We start from the raw sequence: 14,624 nt of genomic DNA on the forward strand, positions 1-14,624 counted from the left end.
CCCGGTCATCCAGCGGATAGCGAGCCTGGATCGCCGGAACAAGTCCGGCGATGACGACCCGGCCCGACCTCAGCGCGACAGCGCGAACTGGGCGACGTCGATGCGGCCGGTGCGGAAGCCCGCCTCGCAATAGGCGAGATAGAACTCCCACATCCGCTTGAAGCGCTCGTCGAAGCCCATCACGCGGATCTCGTCCCAGGCGTCGCGGAAGCGGTGCAGCCACTGGTTCAGCGTGCGGGCGTAGTCCTCGGCGAAGGCCTCCATGCCGTCGAAAAGAAGGCCAGCCCGGGCGAACTGCTCCTTGAGCTTCTCCACGCTCGGCAGCACGCCGCCAGGGAAGATGTAGCGCTGGATGAAATCGGCGCGGCCGCGATAGTCCTCGAACAGGTCGTCGCGGATGGTGATGATCTGCAGGCCGGCGCGGCCGCCGGGCTTGAGCACCTCGCCGACCTTGGAAAAGAAGCTCGGCCAGTATTCCTCGCCGACGGCTTCGAACATCTCGATCGAGGCGACCCGGTCGTAGCGGCCGGTCTCGTCGCGATAGTCCTGCAGCTTGATTTCGACCTTGTCGCCCAGCTGGTGCTGCTGGATGCGCTCGAGCGCGTAGTCGCGCTGCGAGGGCGACAGGGTGAGGCAGGTCACGTTGGCGCCGACTTCCTTCGCCGCGTACTCAGCGAAACCGCCCCAGCCGCAGCCGATCTCGAGAACCGAATGGTCCCGCTCCAGCCCGATGGAGCGGGCGAGGGCGGCGTATTTCTCGCGCTGGGCGTCCTCGAGGCTCTGGTCCGACGCGGCGAACCGCGCGCTCGAGTAGGTCATCGAGGGGTCGAGCCAGAGCTCGTAGAAGTCGTTGCCGAGGTCGTAGTGCGCCTCGATGTTCTTCCGCGCGCCGCGTCTGGTGTTGGCGCGCATGCGGTGCTGGAGCCAGTGGACGAAGCGGGTGAGCGGTCCGCCGCTCGCCACGCCCTCGATGTCGTCGAGATTGGCCGAGAAGACGCCGAGCACGGCCGGCAGGTCCGGGGTCGTCCACTGGCCGTCCATATAGCCCTCGGCGAAGCCGATATCGCCGCCGGCCAGGACCCGGCGCGCCACCGCGTAGTCGTGTACTTTCAGCACCCCGTGCGGGCCTTCCGCCACGCCCTCGAACGCAAGCGTCCGCCCGTCCGGCAGGACGACGTCCAATCGGCCCCGCTTCAGTTTCAGCAGGCGCATCAGCCCCATGCGGAAAAGACGCGGGACGTCTTTCAGAGAGGAGATCGACAGCGAGTCGGCGGGGATGGCGGATCCGGGAGAGGAGAGGGCGGCGTCGGACATGGGCGCGGCTCCGATCACGGACGGTTTCAATGTTTAACGAAAGGTAAGGCTATTCCGCCGGCGCGACCAGAGGCTTCGAGTCTTTTCGATGCCCCGGTTGCGCCACGCTGGTTTTCGAAATCGGTTCTGGCCTCGGATGATAGCGCGCGCCCTTGATCCAGAGCTTGAGCGCTTCGAAATGGATCGCCGTAATCGTCTTGAGGGTCGAGAAGGGCTGGGAGGCGAACAGGCGCGCGAAGGCGCCGTTGTTCGCCGGGGCGCGCTTGAGCTTCATCGTGGCGACAAAGTCCGGACCGGCCTCGCGCTGCTTGAGAATGCTCAGCGTGAACCGCTCGCCCGGCGGGCGCAGCGTGAACTCGTAGCGGCCGCCAACATCGAAGAAGGGCGAGACGTGGAAGACCTTGTCGGCGGACTGGCGCTCCACCGCCGCGCCGGACGCCGCCGCGACATAGGCGTGGGCGTCGCCGAACGTGTTGTGGACCTGGTAGATGACGCCGCGCAGCGATCCGTCCGGCGCTTCGGCGAAATAGATCGACAGCGGGTTGAACACATAGCCGAGCACGCGCGGCGAGCAGAGCAGCCGCAGGCGGCAGCCGTCGATATCCACGCCGGCCTCGGCGAAGCGCGCCTCGGCCCAGGCGCGCAGGGACGAGCCGTCGCGCGGCCCGTGATCGCGGGCGCGGAAACTGTAGAGGTTGAACCGCTCCACGGAGAACAGGCGCGAAATCCGGCCGACCGCATCAAGGCGATCCAGATCGATCAGGATCAGCGCCAGCCGGTAGCTCATCCGGTGGCTGAACGGCGCGCGGCGTTCGTGGACCGTGCGTCCGGCGTAGATCTCGAGCGGGGCGGGGTCGGCGTGCGTCATTCGGCGGCCGTCATCAGCGCTGCGTGGTGGTCGTTCTCCAGGCGGGCGCCGAACCCGCCGCCGTCGATATCGCCCTCCACGAAATCCCACGGGATGCGGCCGCCCAGCTTGAGCGCGGCGCGCAGCCCGGAACGCAGCCCGTCCTCGTGGAAGCCGTAGCCGAGCCAGGCCCCGGCGAACCACGTGTTCCGAACGCCCTGGATGCGGTTGAAGATCCGCTGCGCGGCCATGCCCGCGGCGGTGAACTGGGGGTGATCGTACTCGAACCGCGCGAAGGTCAGCGCCGGTTCGGGCTGGCGCGACGGGTTGAGGGTCACGAAGAGCGGACAATCGCCATCAATGCCCTGCAGGCGGTTCATGTCGTAGGTCACGGCGGCGTTCTCGCGATCGCCCTCGCGAAGATAGCACCAGGCGGCCCGGGCCGCCTCCCGGCGCGGCAGCAGGCTCTGGTCACGGTGCAGCACGGCCTCGTTGGGCGCGTAGGGGATGGCGCCGAGGAATTCGCGCTCCTCGTAGTCGGCGTCGGCGAGCAGCTTCAGCGCCTGGTCGGAGTGGCACGCGAGGATGACCTCGTCGAAACGCCGCGTGCGGCCGTCGGCGTCGGTGATCGCGACGCCGCCGCCGATCCGCCGCACCGATCGCGCCGCCGGGGCGGTCTCCACGCCGGCGGCTTTCAGATCGTCCGCGATACGCCGGACATAGGTGCGGCTGCCGCCGATGACGGTGCGCCATTTCGGCCGCTTCATGTTCATCAGGCGGTGGTTCTTGAAAAAGCGCACGAAGGCCTCGGCGGGATATCCCGCCATGTCCGCCTCGGTCGACGACCAGATCGCCGCGCCCATCGGCAGGAGGTAGTACTCCCGGAAGCGCGCGCCGAAGCCCGCCTGATCGAGATAATCGTTGAGGGAAAGGCCGCGCAGCGCGCCGGACTCGAGATCGCGCGGCGCGAGGCGGTTGAAGCGCAGGATCTCGCGCAGCATGCCCAGGAAGCGCGGCCGGAACAGGTTGGCGGGCTGGGCGAAAAGCCCCTTGAGCCCGTTGGAGCACCATTCCAGCTCGGGGCCGAGGCTGAAACCGAAGCTCATGTCGCTGCGGAAGGAGTCGACGCCGAGATGCTCGAACAGGGCGGTGAGGTTGGGATAGTTCTCCGTGTTGAAGACGATGAAGCCGGTGTCGACGTCGATCGGCCGGCCGTCATAATCGATGGTGACCGTGTTGGCGTGACCGCCGAGACGGTCCTCGGCCTCGAACAGGGTCACGTCGTGGACGTCGCGCAGCGCCCAGGCCGCGCCGAGACCGGCGATCCCGGCGCCGACGACGGCGATGCGGGCGCGTTCATGAAGCAGGGGATCGAGCGTATTCATGCGGCGTCCTTGAGTGCGTTGAAGGCGGCGAGGGCGCGCTTGCGCGCTTCGCCGTGGTCGACGATGGGATCGGGATAGGTCTCGCCCGGCCGCACCCCGGCGCCGGCCAGAGTCACGGAGTCCGCCTCCCAGGGGGCGTGGATGAGGTCAGCGGGCATCTCGCCCAGCTCGGGAACCCAGCGGCGCACATAGGCGCCATCGGGGTCGAATTTCCGACCCTGCGTGATCGGGTTGAAGATGCGGAAGAAAGGCGCGGCGTCGGCGCCGGAACCGGCCGTCCACTGCCAGCCCGCCGCGTTGTTGGCGAGGTCGGCGTCGACGAGCGTGTCCCAGAACCAGGCTTCGCCCTTGCGCCAGTCGATCATCAGGTCCTTCACCAGGAAGGAGGCGACAATCATGCGCACGCGATTGTGCATCCAGCCGGTCTCCCAAAGCTGGCGCATGCCCGCATCGACGATGGGAAAGCCGGTTTCGCCGCGGGTCCATGCGCGGAAGGCCTCGTCGCCGTCGCGCCACGGGAAGGCGTCGAATTTCGACTGAAAGTTCGCGTCGGGAAAGCGCGGAAAGTGGTGGAGCAGGTGATGGCTGAACTCGCGCCACCCGATCTCGCTGAGGAACGCGGCGGCGTTGGCGTCGGGCGGCGCGGCGGCCGCGTCGACGGCGGTCCAGACCTGGCGGGGCGAGATTTCCCCGCAATGCAGGTGCGGCGACAGGCGGGAAGTCGACTCGCGGTCCGGGCGGTTGCGGCCCTCGCTATAGTCGTCGAGGGCGCTTTCGATGAAGGCCTCGAGCCGGGTCTGCGCGCCGGCTTCGCCCGGCGTCCAGGTCTTGCGCAGACCGCCCGCCCAGTCCGGACGCGTCGGGAGCAGGCCCCAGGCGTCGAGTTCGTCCGAGCCGTGCGCGGCGTAGTGCTCGATCGACCCCGGCTCCGGCGCCGGCGCAGGCGGCGCGCCGCGGGCCTGCAGCGCCTTCCAGAACGGCGTGAACACCCTGTACGGACCGCCGTCCTTCGTCGCGATCTCCCAGGGCTCGGCGAGCAATGAGCCGTTGAATGAGCGCGCCTCGACGCCGGCCTCCTTCAGCGCGGCCTTCAGGCGCGCATCGCGCTCGGTCGCGAAGGGCTCGTAGCAGCGGTTCCAGTAAACGGCGCCGGCGCCGGTCTGTTCGACGAGTTCGCGAATGACCCGGTCCGCCGGACCCTTGCGCAGGTGGAGCCGGGCGCCCTTGTTCTGTAAAGCGCGGTCAAGATCGGCGAGGCTGTGATGGAGCCACCACCGGCTCGCCCCGCCGGGCCGCCAGTCGCCCGGCGTCTCGTCGTCGAGGACGTAGACGGGCAATACCGGCCGGCCGCTCTCGCAGGCGGCGAGCAGGGCGGGATTGTCGGCGAGGCGAAGATCCTGCCGGAACCAGACGATGGCGGGAGAACGGGAAGCGTCGGACAAGGTGTGAAACAGCGCCCAATGGATGACGGGATACGGTTTGTGGAGTAGTACGCATCACGAGGCCGGATGGATCATGCGCGACGCGCGCTGCGTATCCGGCGCGCCGCATCACGGAGCGAGCCTTGAACGCTGAGCCGAAACCCAATCCCGTCGTCCGCATCCCGAGCGCCGCCGGCGGCGCGGCGGTCGAGGTGGGCAACGACCTGCCGCTGACCTTCATCGCGGGCCCGTGCCAGCTGGAGAGCCGGGAGCACGCCCTCGAGGTCTCCTCGGCGCTGAAGGAGATGGCCGAGCGGCTCGGCTGCGGGCTGATCTACAAGACGTCCTACGACAAGGCGAACCGCACGAGCCTCGGCAGCGCGCGCGGTCTCGGCCTCGAGCAGTCCCTTCCGATCTTCGCCGAGATCCGCGAAAGCGTCGGCCTGCCCGTGCTCACCGACGTGCATACCGCCGACCAGGCGAGGATCGCCGCCGAGGCCGTCGACGTCATCCAGATCCCGGCCTTCCTGTGCCGCCAGACGGATCTCCTGATCGCGGCCGCCGAGACCGGCCGGGCGATTAACGTCAAGAAGGGCCAGTTCCTGGCGCCCTGGGACATGAAGAACGTGATCGGCAAGATCACCGCCTCGGGCAATCCGAACGTCTTCGCGTGCGAGCGCGGCGCGAGCTTCGGCTACAACACGCTGGTCTCCGACATGCGCGCCATCCCGATCATGCGCGAGATCGGCTGTCCGATCGTGTTCGACGCCACCCACTCGGTCCAGCAGCCCGGCGGGCTCGGCGGCGCCAGCGGCGGCCAGCGCGAATTCGTGCCCCATCTCGCCCGCGCGGCGGTCTCGATCGGCGTGGCGGCGGTGTTCATGGAGACCCATCCCGATCCCGACAACGCGCCGTCCGACGGTCCGAACATGATCCCGCTCGACAAGTTCGAGGCGCTGGCGCGCGAATTGCTCGCCTTCGACCAGCTGGCCAAGGCCGGAACCGCCGCGGCGCAATAGGGCGCGGAGCCGATCATGAAGCGGGAACTCGCCGCGCGACTGTTGTCCGAACTCGCCGGGATGCGGGCGCTCTGCGTCGGCGACATCCTGCTGGACTTTTTCGTTTACGGAGACATCGATCGCATCTCGCGCGAGGCGCCGGTGCCGATCCTCAGCGAGACGCGCCGCGTCGCCATGCTCGGCGGGGCGGGCAATCTCGCCCGCAACATCGCCAGCCTCGGCGGACAGCCGACGATCGCGGGCGCGATCGGCGACGATCCCGAGGGCGAAACCGTCGGCGCGCTGCTAAAGGATTGCGCCGGCGGCGGCGCGCGGCCGGTCGTCGAGTCCGCCCGCTTGACCCCGACCAAGATCCGGTACGTCGCCAATAATCAGCAGATGCTCTGCGTCGACCGGGACCCGGCCGGGTCGATCGGCGAGGAGACCGAGGACGCCGTGCTCGCCGTCATCGAGGCGGCGCTGGCCGAGACCGACGTGCTCGTGCTTTCGGATTACGGCCGCGGGGTGATCACGCCGCGCCTGTCGCGGGCCGTAATCGACAAGGCGCGCGCGGCCGGCGTCCCCGTCTGTGTCGATCCCCGCGGCAGCGACTACACGCGCTATGACGGCGCGCGCGTGATCAAGCCGAACGCCGAGGAGCTGGCGGTCGAAAGCGGCCTGCCGGTCAACTCGGACGCCGAGGCGGAGGCCGCGCTCGCCGCGCTCAAGGCGCGCCTGCCGGAGACCGACGCGCTTCTCGTCACCCGCGGGGCCGCGGGCATGAGCCTGCTCGGCCCGGACGGCGCGGTGGCCCATCACCGGTCACGGCCGCGCTCGGTGTTCGACGTCTCCGGCGCCGGCGACACCGCGCTCGCGGCTCTGGCGCTCGGCGTGGCCGCCCGGCTCGATCTCGCCGAAGCGATGGCGCTGGCCGACCTCGCCGCGGGCGCAGCCGTCGCCAAGGCGGGCACAGCGACGGTGAGCCCGGAAGAAGTGCTGCAGAACGCCGAGGACGGCTCCGAGGCGCCTGACTGGCGCGTGATCAGCCGGGAGACCGCCGCTTCGCTCTCGGAGACCTGGCGTCGCGACGGGTTGCGCGTGGGCTTCACCAACGGCTGCTTCGATATCCTCCACCCGGGGCATCTCTCGATGCTGCGCCACGCCCGCTCGGTCTGCGACCGATTGGTCGTCGGGCTGAACAGCGACGCGTCGGTGACGCGGTTGAAAGGCGAGGGACGGCCCGTGAACGATGCGGCGAGCCGGGCGCTTCTGCTCGCCTCGCTCGAAATGGTCGACCGCGTGGTGGTCTTCGAGGAGGACACGCCCGCGGAATTGATCCGCGCGGTGCGTCCGCACGTGCTCGTGAAGGGCGCGGATTACGTCGCCGACGAACTGCCGGGGGCCGCCTTCGTCAGGGAGACCGGCGGCGAGGTCGTGCTCGCGCCGCTCGAGGAGGGCCGCTCCACGACGGGCATCGTCGAGAAGCTGCGCTCGGCGAAAACCTAGCCGCCGTCGCCGTCCACCGGCTCGACGGGCGCGACGTCGACTTCCTCGGGTTCGCCGAGCGGCGGCGCGTAGCGGCGCTCTTCCTCAAGAATGGCCTCGACTTCCGCGATCCGCCGGGCGGCGTCGAACTGCAGGTCGAAATAGAACAGGTTGAACGGCGCGACGCGGCGGTCCTCGCCGAGCCGGCCCGGCCGCCTCAGCGCGCGCGATCGCGGGCGTTCGATCATCAGCAGCCCGTTCTGGCATTGCGCGCCCATCTGGCTGGGCATGGGCGAGGGCGTATCCGCAAGCGACAGACCCTGGGCGGCCGCGCCGCCGCGATGCAGGCGGGCCGGGGCGAAATCCTCCGTCCGCGTCCAGAGCAGGGGATTGATGCAGAGCAGGCCGCGGCCCTCGACATAGTCGAGTTCGCCGGTCGGGGTCCACGACATCCACCGGTCGGACAGGGCGTAGACGCGGCCGCGGTCATTGCTGCGCGCGGTGGCGTAACCGATGACGCAGCGGACATCCTCCGGCTCGGTGCAAGGCGGGGTGTCGAGCAGCGGGCCGGAGAACAGGTCCATCGGGACCGGCGCCTCGAGCAGGTAGGCCGCCGCCATGCGCCCGCGCAGATCCTCGTTCGGCCCGATCTCGTCGATCAGCAGGCCGAGCCCGTGCAGCGCGCCCTGGCCGACGCCGACCAGGACGAAAGCGCGCTCGTCGCCGATCTGGTCCCGGAAGGCGTCGAACGCCCGGCGTACGTCCTCGTAGGCGAAGCGCCGCGCGAGCACGGCGTCCTCGCGATTGTTCATGAAGGTGTACAGCGCGGCCTGGCGGTAGAGCGGCGCGTAGAGGCCGGCCTCCTCGACGAGGAAGGGCGCGGCGTAGTTCGGCAGGATGATGTCCTCGAGCTCGGCGAGCTCCTGGGGCCGATCATAGGGCGCGTTCCAGTGCTCGCCGCCGTCATAGGTGGTGGGGTGAACGAAGAAGATCGCCGGCCGCTCGGTCTCGGCGAAGCTCGAGCCCGGCCGCACGATCCACGCCGCGTCCCCGGCGTAGTCCGGCTCCGGCGGCGCCTCGTAGGTCTGGAACGGGACGCCGGGATCGAGGAAGGTCTGGAAGATCTGTTCGCGCAGCAGCACGCCCGCCGCGACCAGGAGCGCGACGAAGAGCGCGCCCGCGCCGATCAGCAGCCAGAGAGTCAGGCGCGGCTTGCGCGCGGATTTCGCCTCGTTCGTCATGCGTCCTCGATACGCCGGGCGCTGCCGTGTGCGCAAGCGCTGGCCGCGCCCGCGCGCGGGCGCCATGATGCCGCCCCATGGCCGGGGATGATTCCACCACCCGATCGCGGCGATCCGGCCGCAAGCCTCCCAGGGAGCGGTTTTCCTTGCTGCGCTGGCTCCGCAACAGCTTTCTGACCGGCGTCGTCGTCGCCGCGCCGACGGCGATCACCGTCTGGCTGGTGGTCACCTTCGTGAATTTCGTCGATTCGACGATCAAGCCGCTGATCCCCGCGCGCTACAATCCGGAGAGCTATCTGCCCTTCGCGATCCCGGGCATGGGTCTGCTGGTCGCCATCCTGGGCCTGACCTTCCTCGGCGCGCTGGCGGCCAACATCTTCGGGCGCACCCTGCTGGGGATGGGCGAACGGATGGTCAATTCCGTGCCCTTCGTGCGCAATATCTACGGCGCGGTGAAGCAGATCGCCGAGACCGTGTTCGGCGAGCGGGAGAACTCCTTCCAGGACGTTGTCCTGGTCGAGTACCCGACCAAGGGCACCTACGCGGTCGCCTTCGTCGCTTCGTCCGCCCAAGGCCAGATCCGCCGCGAGGTCGGCGAGGACCAGGAGCCCGTCATCGGCGTTTTCGTGCCGACGACGCCGAATCCCACGTCGGGCTTCCTGCTCTACGTGCCCAAGCGCAAGGCCGTCCGGCTCGACATGACGGTCGAGGAGGCCGCCAAGCTGATCATCTCCTTCGGCCTGGTCACGCCCGACAAGCTGCCCGACGGGGCGATCCCGGCCGACGAACCGGTCAAGGCCGGCGCCGGGCTCACGCCCGAGGACCCGGAGGCCGACCGGCCGGGGTAGGGGGGCGACTCACGCCATACTCCCGACTTCGTCGAGAGAAGGATTCCCGATCCCCGTCCTTCGAGGCGCCCTGTTCCCTCATACTGAGGGCGACCCCGGACTTGATCCGGGGGAGCGTCTCGAAGCGCGAGGGAACAGGGCTCCTCAGGATGAGGGGATCGGGGGACGGGCGCAGCTCCCTCACGCCGAGCGCATCAGGCGTATCCCCTCGTCGCGCTCGAACAGGTAGAGCAGGACGCGCAGCGCCTCGCCGCGCTCGCCGGCGAAGGGCTCGTCCTTGCCCGCGGCGTACGCCGCCGCGTCGCTGGCCAGGCTCAGGAGATCGGCGTGAACGCCGAGATCGGCGAGGCGATAGTCGGGCATGCCCGACTGCCTCAGCCCCAGCGGGTCGCCCGAACCGCGCAGCTTCCAGTCCTCCTCGGCGATTACGAAGCCGTCATCGGTCTCGCGCATCACTTCGAGGCGGCGCTTGGCGGTCTCGCCGAGCTTGCCATGATACATGAGCAAACAACTCGACGCCTTGTCGCCGCGGCCCACGCGGCCGCGCAGCTGGTGGAGCTGGGCGAGCCCGAAGCGCTCGGCGTGCTCGATCACCATGATGGTCGCGTCGGGGGCGTCGACGCCGACCTCGATCACGGTCGTCGCCACCAGCAGGTCGATCTCGCCGTTACGAAACCTGTTGGCGACGGCCTCCTTCTCCTTCGCCGGCATGCGGCCGTGGATGAGCCCGACGCGGGACTCGCCGAGCAGGTAGGAGAGCTGGCGATAGCGTTCCTCGGCGCTCGTGAGCTCGGACATCTCGTCCTCCTCGACCAGCGGACAGACCCAGTAGGCCCGCTCGCCCCGGTCGAGCGCCCGGCGCAGCCCCTCGATCACCTCGTCGAGGCGTTCGGCCGACATCACCCGCGTCGTCGGCGGGATGCGCCCGGCGGGCTTCTCGTCGAGGCGGGAGACGTCGAGATCGCCGTATACGGCCAGCGTCAGCGTGCGCGGGATGGGCGTGGCGCTCATCACCAGCGTGTCGGGCGCGCGGCCCTTGGTCGCGAGCTTGCGGCGGTCGGAGACGCCGAAGCGGTGCTGCTCGTCGATCACCACCAGGCCCAGATCGTCGAACTCCACGCCTTCCTGGAACAGGGCGTGGGTGCCGCACACGACATGGGCCGCGCCGCTTGCGATCGCGTCGAGCAGCTCGGCGCGCTGGGCGCCCTTGTCCCGGCCGGTGAGGGCGATCACGCGCACGCCGGCCGGCTCCAGGAGCGGCTTCAGCACCGCGGCGTGCTGGCGGGCGAGGATCTCGGTCGGCGCCATGATCGCCGTCTGCACGCCGGCTTCGGCGGCCCGGGCGGCGGCGAGCGCGGCGACGAAGGTCTTGCCCGAGCCGACATCGCCGTGGAGCAGGCGCATCATCCTGACGGGCTGGGCGAGATCGGCCGCCACCGCATCGAAGGCGCGGGTCTGCGCGTCCGTCGGCTGGAAGGGCGCATGGTCGAGCACGGCGCGAACCTTCGCCCCGTCGCCGGTGATTTCGCGTCCCTTTCTCGTCCGCCGCTGGGCGCGGGCGAGCTTGAGCGCCAGCTGGTGGGCGTAGAGCTCGTCGAAGGCGAGCCTCCGGCGCGGCGCGCTCTCGGGGTGCGCGTCGGCGGCGTGCTCGGGCGCATGCAGGCGGGCGAGCGCGGCGCGCCAGGCCGGCCAGCCCTCGCGCGCGAGCAGGCTCTCGTCGATCCACTCGGGCAGGGCGGGCGCGCGCTCGAGCGCGGCCTTGGCGGCCTTCCTCATGACATTGATCGAGAGCCCCGCGGTGAGCGGATAGACGGGCTGGAGCAGGTCGGTCTCGGTCAGCTCCTCCGGCGCGGCGACGAGATCGGGATGGACGATCTGGATCTCCGAGCCGAAGCGCTCGGCCTTGCCCGAGACCACCCGGCGCGCGCCCTCGGGCAGGATGCGGCGGAGATAGTCCGGCTTGGCATGGAAGAAGACGAGATGGAGAAAGCCCGTCTCGTCGCGCATGCGCACCTTGTAGGGCTGGCGCGGATTGCGGCCGGGGACGTGCTCCTCGACCTCGGCTTCGATGGTCACGATCCCTTCGGCGCCGACTTCACCGGCGTCGGCGATCCCGACCCGGCGCGTGCGATCCGTGATCGCGGTCGGCGGCGTGAACAGGAGGTCCTTCACCCGATCGCCGCCGACGGCCTTCTCGATCAGGCCGGCGACCTTCGGCCCGACGCCGGGCAGCGCGGTGAGATCGGCGAACAGGGGGTAGAGGACGTCGGGGCGCATGGGGCGGCGAGCATGGCGCGCGCCGCAGGTGAGGGGAAGACCAGGCGCGCGAGGTTTCGCCTCCCCGCCATCGCGTCGCCCGCTGAATCGCGATAGCGTTCCGTTATCCCAAGTCATATTGGCATAAGGCGTTTTCCGGGGGAGACGGCCATGAACACGACATCCAAGCGCACGCTTCGCCGCGCGGCGGCGGGGCTCGTCTGCGCCGCGCTCGGCGCGTCCGCGTCCGCCCAGGAGCCGGCAGCGCCGGTGGCGCCGCCGGAGAGCCCGCAGGAGCGGGGCCGCGCCATCCTGGTGATCGACGCCTCCAACTCGATGTGGGGCCGGATCGACGAGCGCCCCAAGATCGAGATCGCCCGCGAGGCCGTCTCCGGCCTGCTCGACGGCTGGAGCGATGACGTGGATGTCGGGCTGATGGCCTACGGCCACCGCCGCGAGGGCGACTGCTCCGATATCGAGATGATCGCCGAAACCGGCGCGCCCGACCGGCCCGAACTCGCCGAGGCGCTCGCCGGGCTCACCCCGCGCGGCAAGACGCCGATGTCGGCGGCCGTCTCGATGGCCGCCGAACAGCTGGCCTTCGAGGACCGGCCCGCCAGCGTCATCCTGGTCAGCGACGGCCGCGAGACCTGCAACGCCGATCCCTGCGCCGTCGCCGAAGCGCTGGAAGCCCGCGGCGTCGCCTTCACCGCCCATGTCGTGGGCTTCGACGTCGCCGACCCCGACACCATCGCCCAGCTCAGCTGCATCGCCGAGAACACGGGCGGGCGCTACGTCTCCGCGGATTCGGCCGAGGAGCTCTCGCAGGCGCTGGCCGAGACCGGCGGCGCGGCGGCCGACGCCACGCTGCGCCTGCGCGCGCTCGAAGGCGAGGGCGGTCCGGTGATCCGCTCGGGGGTCGAATGGACGATCGCCGCCGAGGCGGACATTGACCTGCCCGATCCCGACGGGCCGCAACCCGACATCGCCGCCCCGCCCGGCGCCTACACCGTCACCGCCGCGCGGGGGGACGAGGAGGCGAGCGCCGACATCGTCGCCGAGGCGGGCGAAACCGCGACCCTCACCGTGGCGTTCGCGCTGCCGGACGCGCGCCTCGAGGCGCCCGACGAGGTCGCGGCCGGCGCCTTCCTGACCGTCTCCTATTCCGGCCCGGCCGGCGACGACGACTACATCACCCATGTCGAGCCCGACGCGCGCGAAGGCGCGTATGGCCGCTACGAATACGCTCCGGGCGAGCGCGGCGAGGTCGAGCTGCGCGCGCCCGACGAGCCGGGCGTCTACGAGGTTCGGCACATGTCCGAGGCGGGCCGGACGCTCGCCGCGCGCCGTTTCTCGGTCACCGAAACCGCGGCGTCGCTGGAGGTTCCGGAGACCGTCGGAGCGGGCTCGTCGGTCGCGATCGCGTGGTCGGGTCCGGACAATGAGGGCGATTACATCACCATCGTCCGCCCCGACGCCCCGGACGGCGAATACGCCCGCTACGCCTACACCGAAGGCTCCGGCGGAACCGTGGAGCTGCGCGCGCCCGACGAGCCCGGGACTTGGCAGGCGCGCTACCGCTCCGGCGGCGACGGCGCGGTCTACGCCCGCGCGACATTCGAGGTCGAGGCCGTGGAGGCCGCGCTCGACGCGCCCGCCGAGGTCGGCGCCGGCGCGCATTTCGCGATCGCCTGGACGGGCCCCGACAACGAGGGCGACTACATCACGATCGTCGAGCCGGAGGCCGGGGAGGGAACCTACGGGACCTACGCCTATGTCGCCGACTCCGGCGGGGCCGTCAGCCTGCGCGCGCCCGACGAACCCGGCGAGTGGGAGCTGCGCTATCTCTCCGGGGCGGACGACCGGACCTTCGCCCGGACCCGGGTTGACGTGCTGCCGGTCGAGGCCTCGGTGGAGCCGCCCGAAACTGCGCGCGCCGGCGAGGACATCGCGATCGCGTGGACGGGTCCGGAGAACGAGGGCGATTACATCGCCATCGCCCGGCCCGATGCGCCCAGGCGCGCTTACGAGAGCTACGCCTATGTCGCCGATTCCGGCGGCGCGGTGAGCCTGACCGCCCCCGAGCAGCCCGGGACCTGGGAGGTCCGCTACCTGTCGGGCGGCGACGCGGCGGTGTTCGCCCGGGCGCGCTTCGAGGTGGCCGCCGAGTAGACGACGCCGGGCGAAGGGCGGCGCAACCTGCTGCGCCCGCCCTTCACGGCCTCATCCCCCCGCGCTATATGCGCGCCCCATGAGCGACGATCCCTTCTCCGACCCGAACGCGCCGATCGCCGACGCCGACCGCCGCAAGCGCCTGCGCTTCCGCGCCTGGCGGCGCGGCTTCAAGGAGGCCGACCTGATCATGGGCCGCTTCGCCGAGGACCGGCTGGAGGGCTTGAGCGCCGCCGAGCTCGACGAGTTCGAACGCCTGCTCGACGCTCCGGACGCCGAGGTCTACCAGTGGATCTGCGGGGCCGCCGAGACGCCGGCGAATTTCGACGGCCCGGTGATGCGCGCGCTCAAGGCCTTCCGCTTCGAGGCCGACGCCGCCGCCGGCGACGGGCCGAAGGGGTAGGGGACGCGGCGGCGAGTGAATTCCCGGACGCGCCGCAGGCGCGATCCGGGACCTCGCGGCGCATGATCGCCAAGAGGCCCCGGCTCTCCCTGCGGTCGGCCGGGGTTTCAGAGATGGAAGGAGACCCGGGCGCTGGTTTCCTCCCCCGTTCACGGGGGAGGTGGCTGAGGCGATGCCGAAGCCGGAGGGGGGAAAGGCGGCCAGCCCCCTCCGAGAGGGGGGGGGCTACGTAAAAAGACCCCGCGACAGGGGGA

The 14,624-nt window shown here is 70.4% G+C and carries 11 protein-coding genes; 5 read left to right on the forward strand and 6 right to left on the reverse strand.

Features of this window, described 5'->3' with window-relative positions:
- Positions 1–69: 69 nt before the first annotated feature.
- Genes DDZ18_RS05490 through DDZ18_RS05505 form a run of 4 tightly spaced genes read right to left on the reverse strand, consistent with a single transcriptional unit; the run spans position 70 to position 4,988 of the window.
- A complete protein-coding gene (locus DDZ18_RS05490) occupies positions 70–1,314 on the reverse strand; it encodes an SAM-dependent methyltransferase (RefSeq protein WP_199241132.1) in 1,245 nt (414 codons plus the stop codon).
- Between the two features lie 49 nt (positions 1,315–1,363).
- Positions 1,364–2,182 carry a DUF1365 domain-containing protein gene (locus tag DDZ18_RS05495; protein ID WP_109252377.1) on the reverse strand — a complete coding sequence of 273 codons (819 nt, stop codon included), beginning with the start codon at positions 2,180–2,182 and terminating at the stop codon, positions 1,364–1,366.
- Positions 2,179–3,546, reverse strand: a complete 1,368-nt coding sequence (locus tag DDZ18_RS05500; protein WP_109252378.1) for an NAD(P)/FAD-dependent oxidoreductase — start codon at positions 3,544–3,546, stop codon at positions 2,179–2,181. Before DDZ18_RS05500 ends, DDZ18_RS05495 begins: the two co-directional genes overlap by 4 nt.
- Positions 3,543–4,988, reverse strand: coding sequence for a cryptochrome/photolyase family protein (locus DDZ18_RS05505; RefSeq protein WP_109252379.1), 1,446 nt, complete (start codon positions 4,986–4,988; stop codon positions 3,543–3,545). The genes DDZ18_RS05500 and DDZ18_RS05505 overlap by 4 nt, the downstream gene beginning before the upstream one ends.
- Before the next feature lie 122 nt (positions 4,989–5,110).
- On the opposite strand from DDZ18_RS05505, the gene kdsA reads away from it, so the two are divergent.
- A complete protein-coding gene (gene kdsA / locus DDZ18_RS05510) occupies positions 5,111–5,986 on the forward strand; it encodes a 3-deoxy-8-phosphooctulonate synthase (protein ID WP_109252380.1) in 876 nt (291 codons plus the stop codon).
- Between the two features lie 15 nt (positions 5,987–6,001).
- Positions 6,002–7,471 carry a D-glycero-beta-D-manno-heptose 1-phosphate adenylyltransferase gene (gene rfaE2 / locus DDZ18_RS05515; protein ID WP_109252381.1) on the forward strand — a complete coding sequence of 490 codons (1,470 nt, stop codon included), beginning with the start codon at positions 6,002–6,004 and terminating at the stop codon, positions 7,469–7,471.
- Here the strand turns inward: rfaE2 and DDZ18_RS05520 are convergent.
- Positions 7,468–8,691: a DUF3089 domain-containing protein gene (locus DDZ18_RS05520; protein WP_109252382.1), complete on the reverse strand. Its 1,224-nt coding sequence runs from the start codon at positions 8,689–8,691 to the stop codon at positions 7,468–7,470. The two genes, rfaE2 and DDZ18_RS05520, sit on opposite strands and share 4 nt — an antisense overlap.
- 146 nt (positions 8,692–8,837) lie before the next feature.
- Between DDZ18_RS05520 and DDZ18_RS05525 the strand changes: the two genes are divergently transcribed.
- The gene (locus tag DDZ18_RS05525) at positions 8,838–9,539 is read left to right on the forward strand and encodes a DUF502 domain-containing protein (protein WP_109252383.1); all 702 of its coding nucleotides are present in this window, start codon (positions 8,838–8,840) and stop codon (positions 9,537–9,539) included.
- 180 nt (positions 9,540–9,719) lie between these two features.
- Here DDZ18_RS05525 and recG read toward each other — a convergent pair whose 3' ends face one another.
- Positions 9,720–11,816, reverse strand: coding sequence for an ATP-dependent DNA helicase RecG (gene recG / locus DDZ18_RS05530; protein ID WP_109252384.1), 2,097 nt, complete (start codon positions 11,814–11,816; stop codon positions 9,720–9,722).
- Between the two features lie 150 nt (positions 11,817–11,966).
- Between recG and DDZ18_RS05535 the strand changes: the two genes are divergently transcribed.
- Together DDZ18_RS05535 and DDZ18_RS05540 are read left to right on the forward strand one after the other, a co-directional pair.
- Positions 11,967–13,967, forward strand: a complete 2,001-nt coding sequence (locus DDZ18_RS05535) for a vWA domain-containing protein (RefSeq protein WP_109252385.1) — start codon at positions 11,967–11,969, stop codon at positions 13,965–13,967.
- Between the two features lie 79 nt (positions 13,968–14,046).
- Complete coding sequence (locus DDZ18_RS05540) at positions 14,047–14,370, forward strand: FAD assembly factor SdhE (RefSeq protein WP_109252386.1); 324 nt, start codon at positions 14,047–14,049, stop codon at positions 14,368–14,370.
- Positions 14,371–14,624: the final 254 nt, after the last annotated feature.

This window comes from Marinicauda salina, assembly GCF_003122085.1.
GTDB classification, from domain to species: Bacteria; Pseudomonadota; Alphaproteobacteria; order Caulobacterales; family Maricaulaceae; genus Maricicauda_A; species Maricicauda_A salina.

Excerpts from the sequence above, each read along its gene's own strand:
- rfaE2 (WP_109252381.1), top strand. The coding sequence starts at position 6,002 with ATGAAGCGGGAACTCGCCGCGCGACTGTTGTCCGAACTCGCCGGGATG.
- DDZ18_RS05500 (WP_109252378.1), bottom strand. The coding sequence starts at position 3,546 with ATGAATACGCTCGATCCCCTGCTTCATGAACGCGCCCGCATCGCCGTC.
- DDZ18_RS05495 (WP_109252377.1), bottom strand. The coding sequence starts at position 2,182 with ATGACGCACGCCGACCCCGCCCCGCTCGAGATCTACGCCGGACGCACG.
- recG (WP_109252384.1), bottom strand. The coding sequence starts at position 11,816 with ATGCGCCCCGACGTCCTCTACCCCCTGTTCGCCGATCTCACCGCGCTG.
- DDZ18_RS05520 (WP_109252382.1), bottom strand. The coding sequence starts at position 8,691 with ATGACGAACGAGGCGAAATCCGCGCGCAAGCCGCGCCTGACTCTCTGG.
- DDZ18_RS05490 (WP_199241132.1), bottom strand. The coding sequence starts at position 1,314 with ATGTCCGACGCCGCCCTCTCCTCTCCCGGATCCGCCATCCCCGCCGAC.
- DDZ18_RS05540 (WP_109252386.1), top strand. The coding sequence starts at position 14,047 with ATGAGCGACGATCCCTTCTCCGACCCGAACGCGCCGATCGCCGACGCC.
- DDZ18_RS05535 (WP_109252385.1), top strand. The coding sequence starts at position 11,967 with ATGAACACGACATCCAAGCGCACGCTTCGCCGCGCGGCGGCGGGGCTC.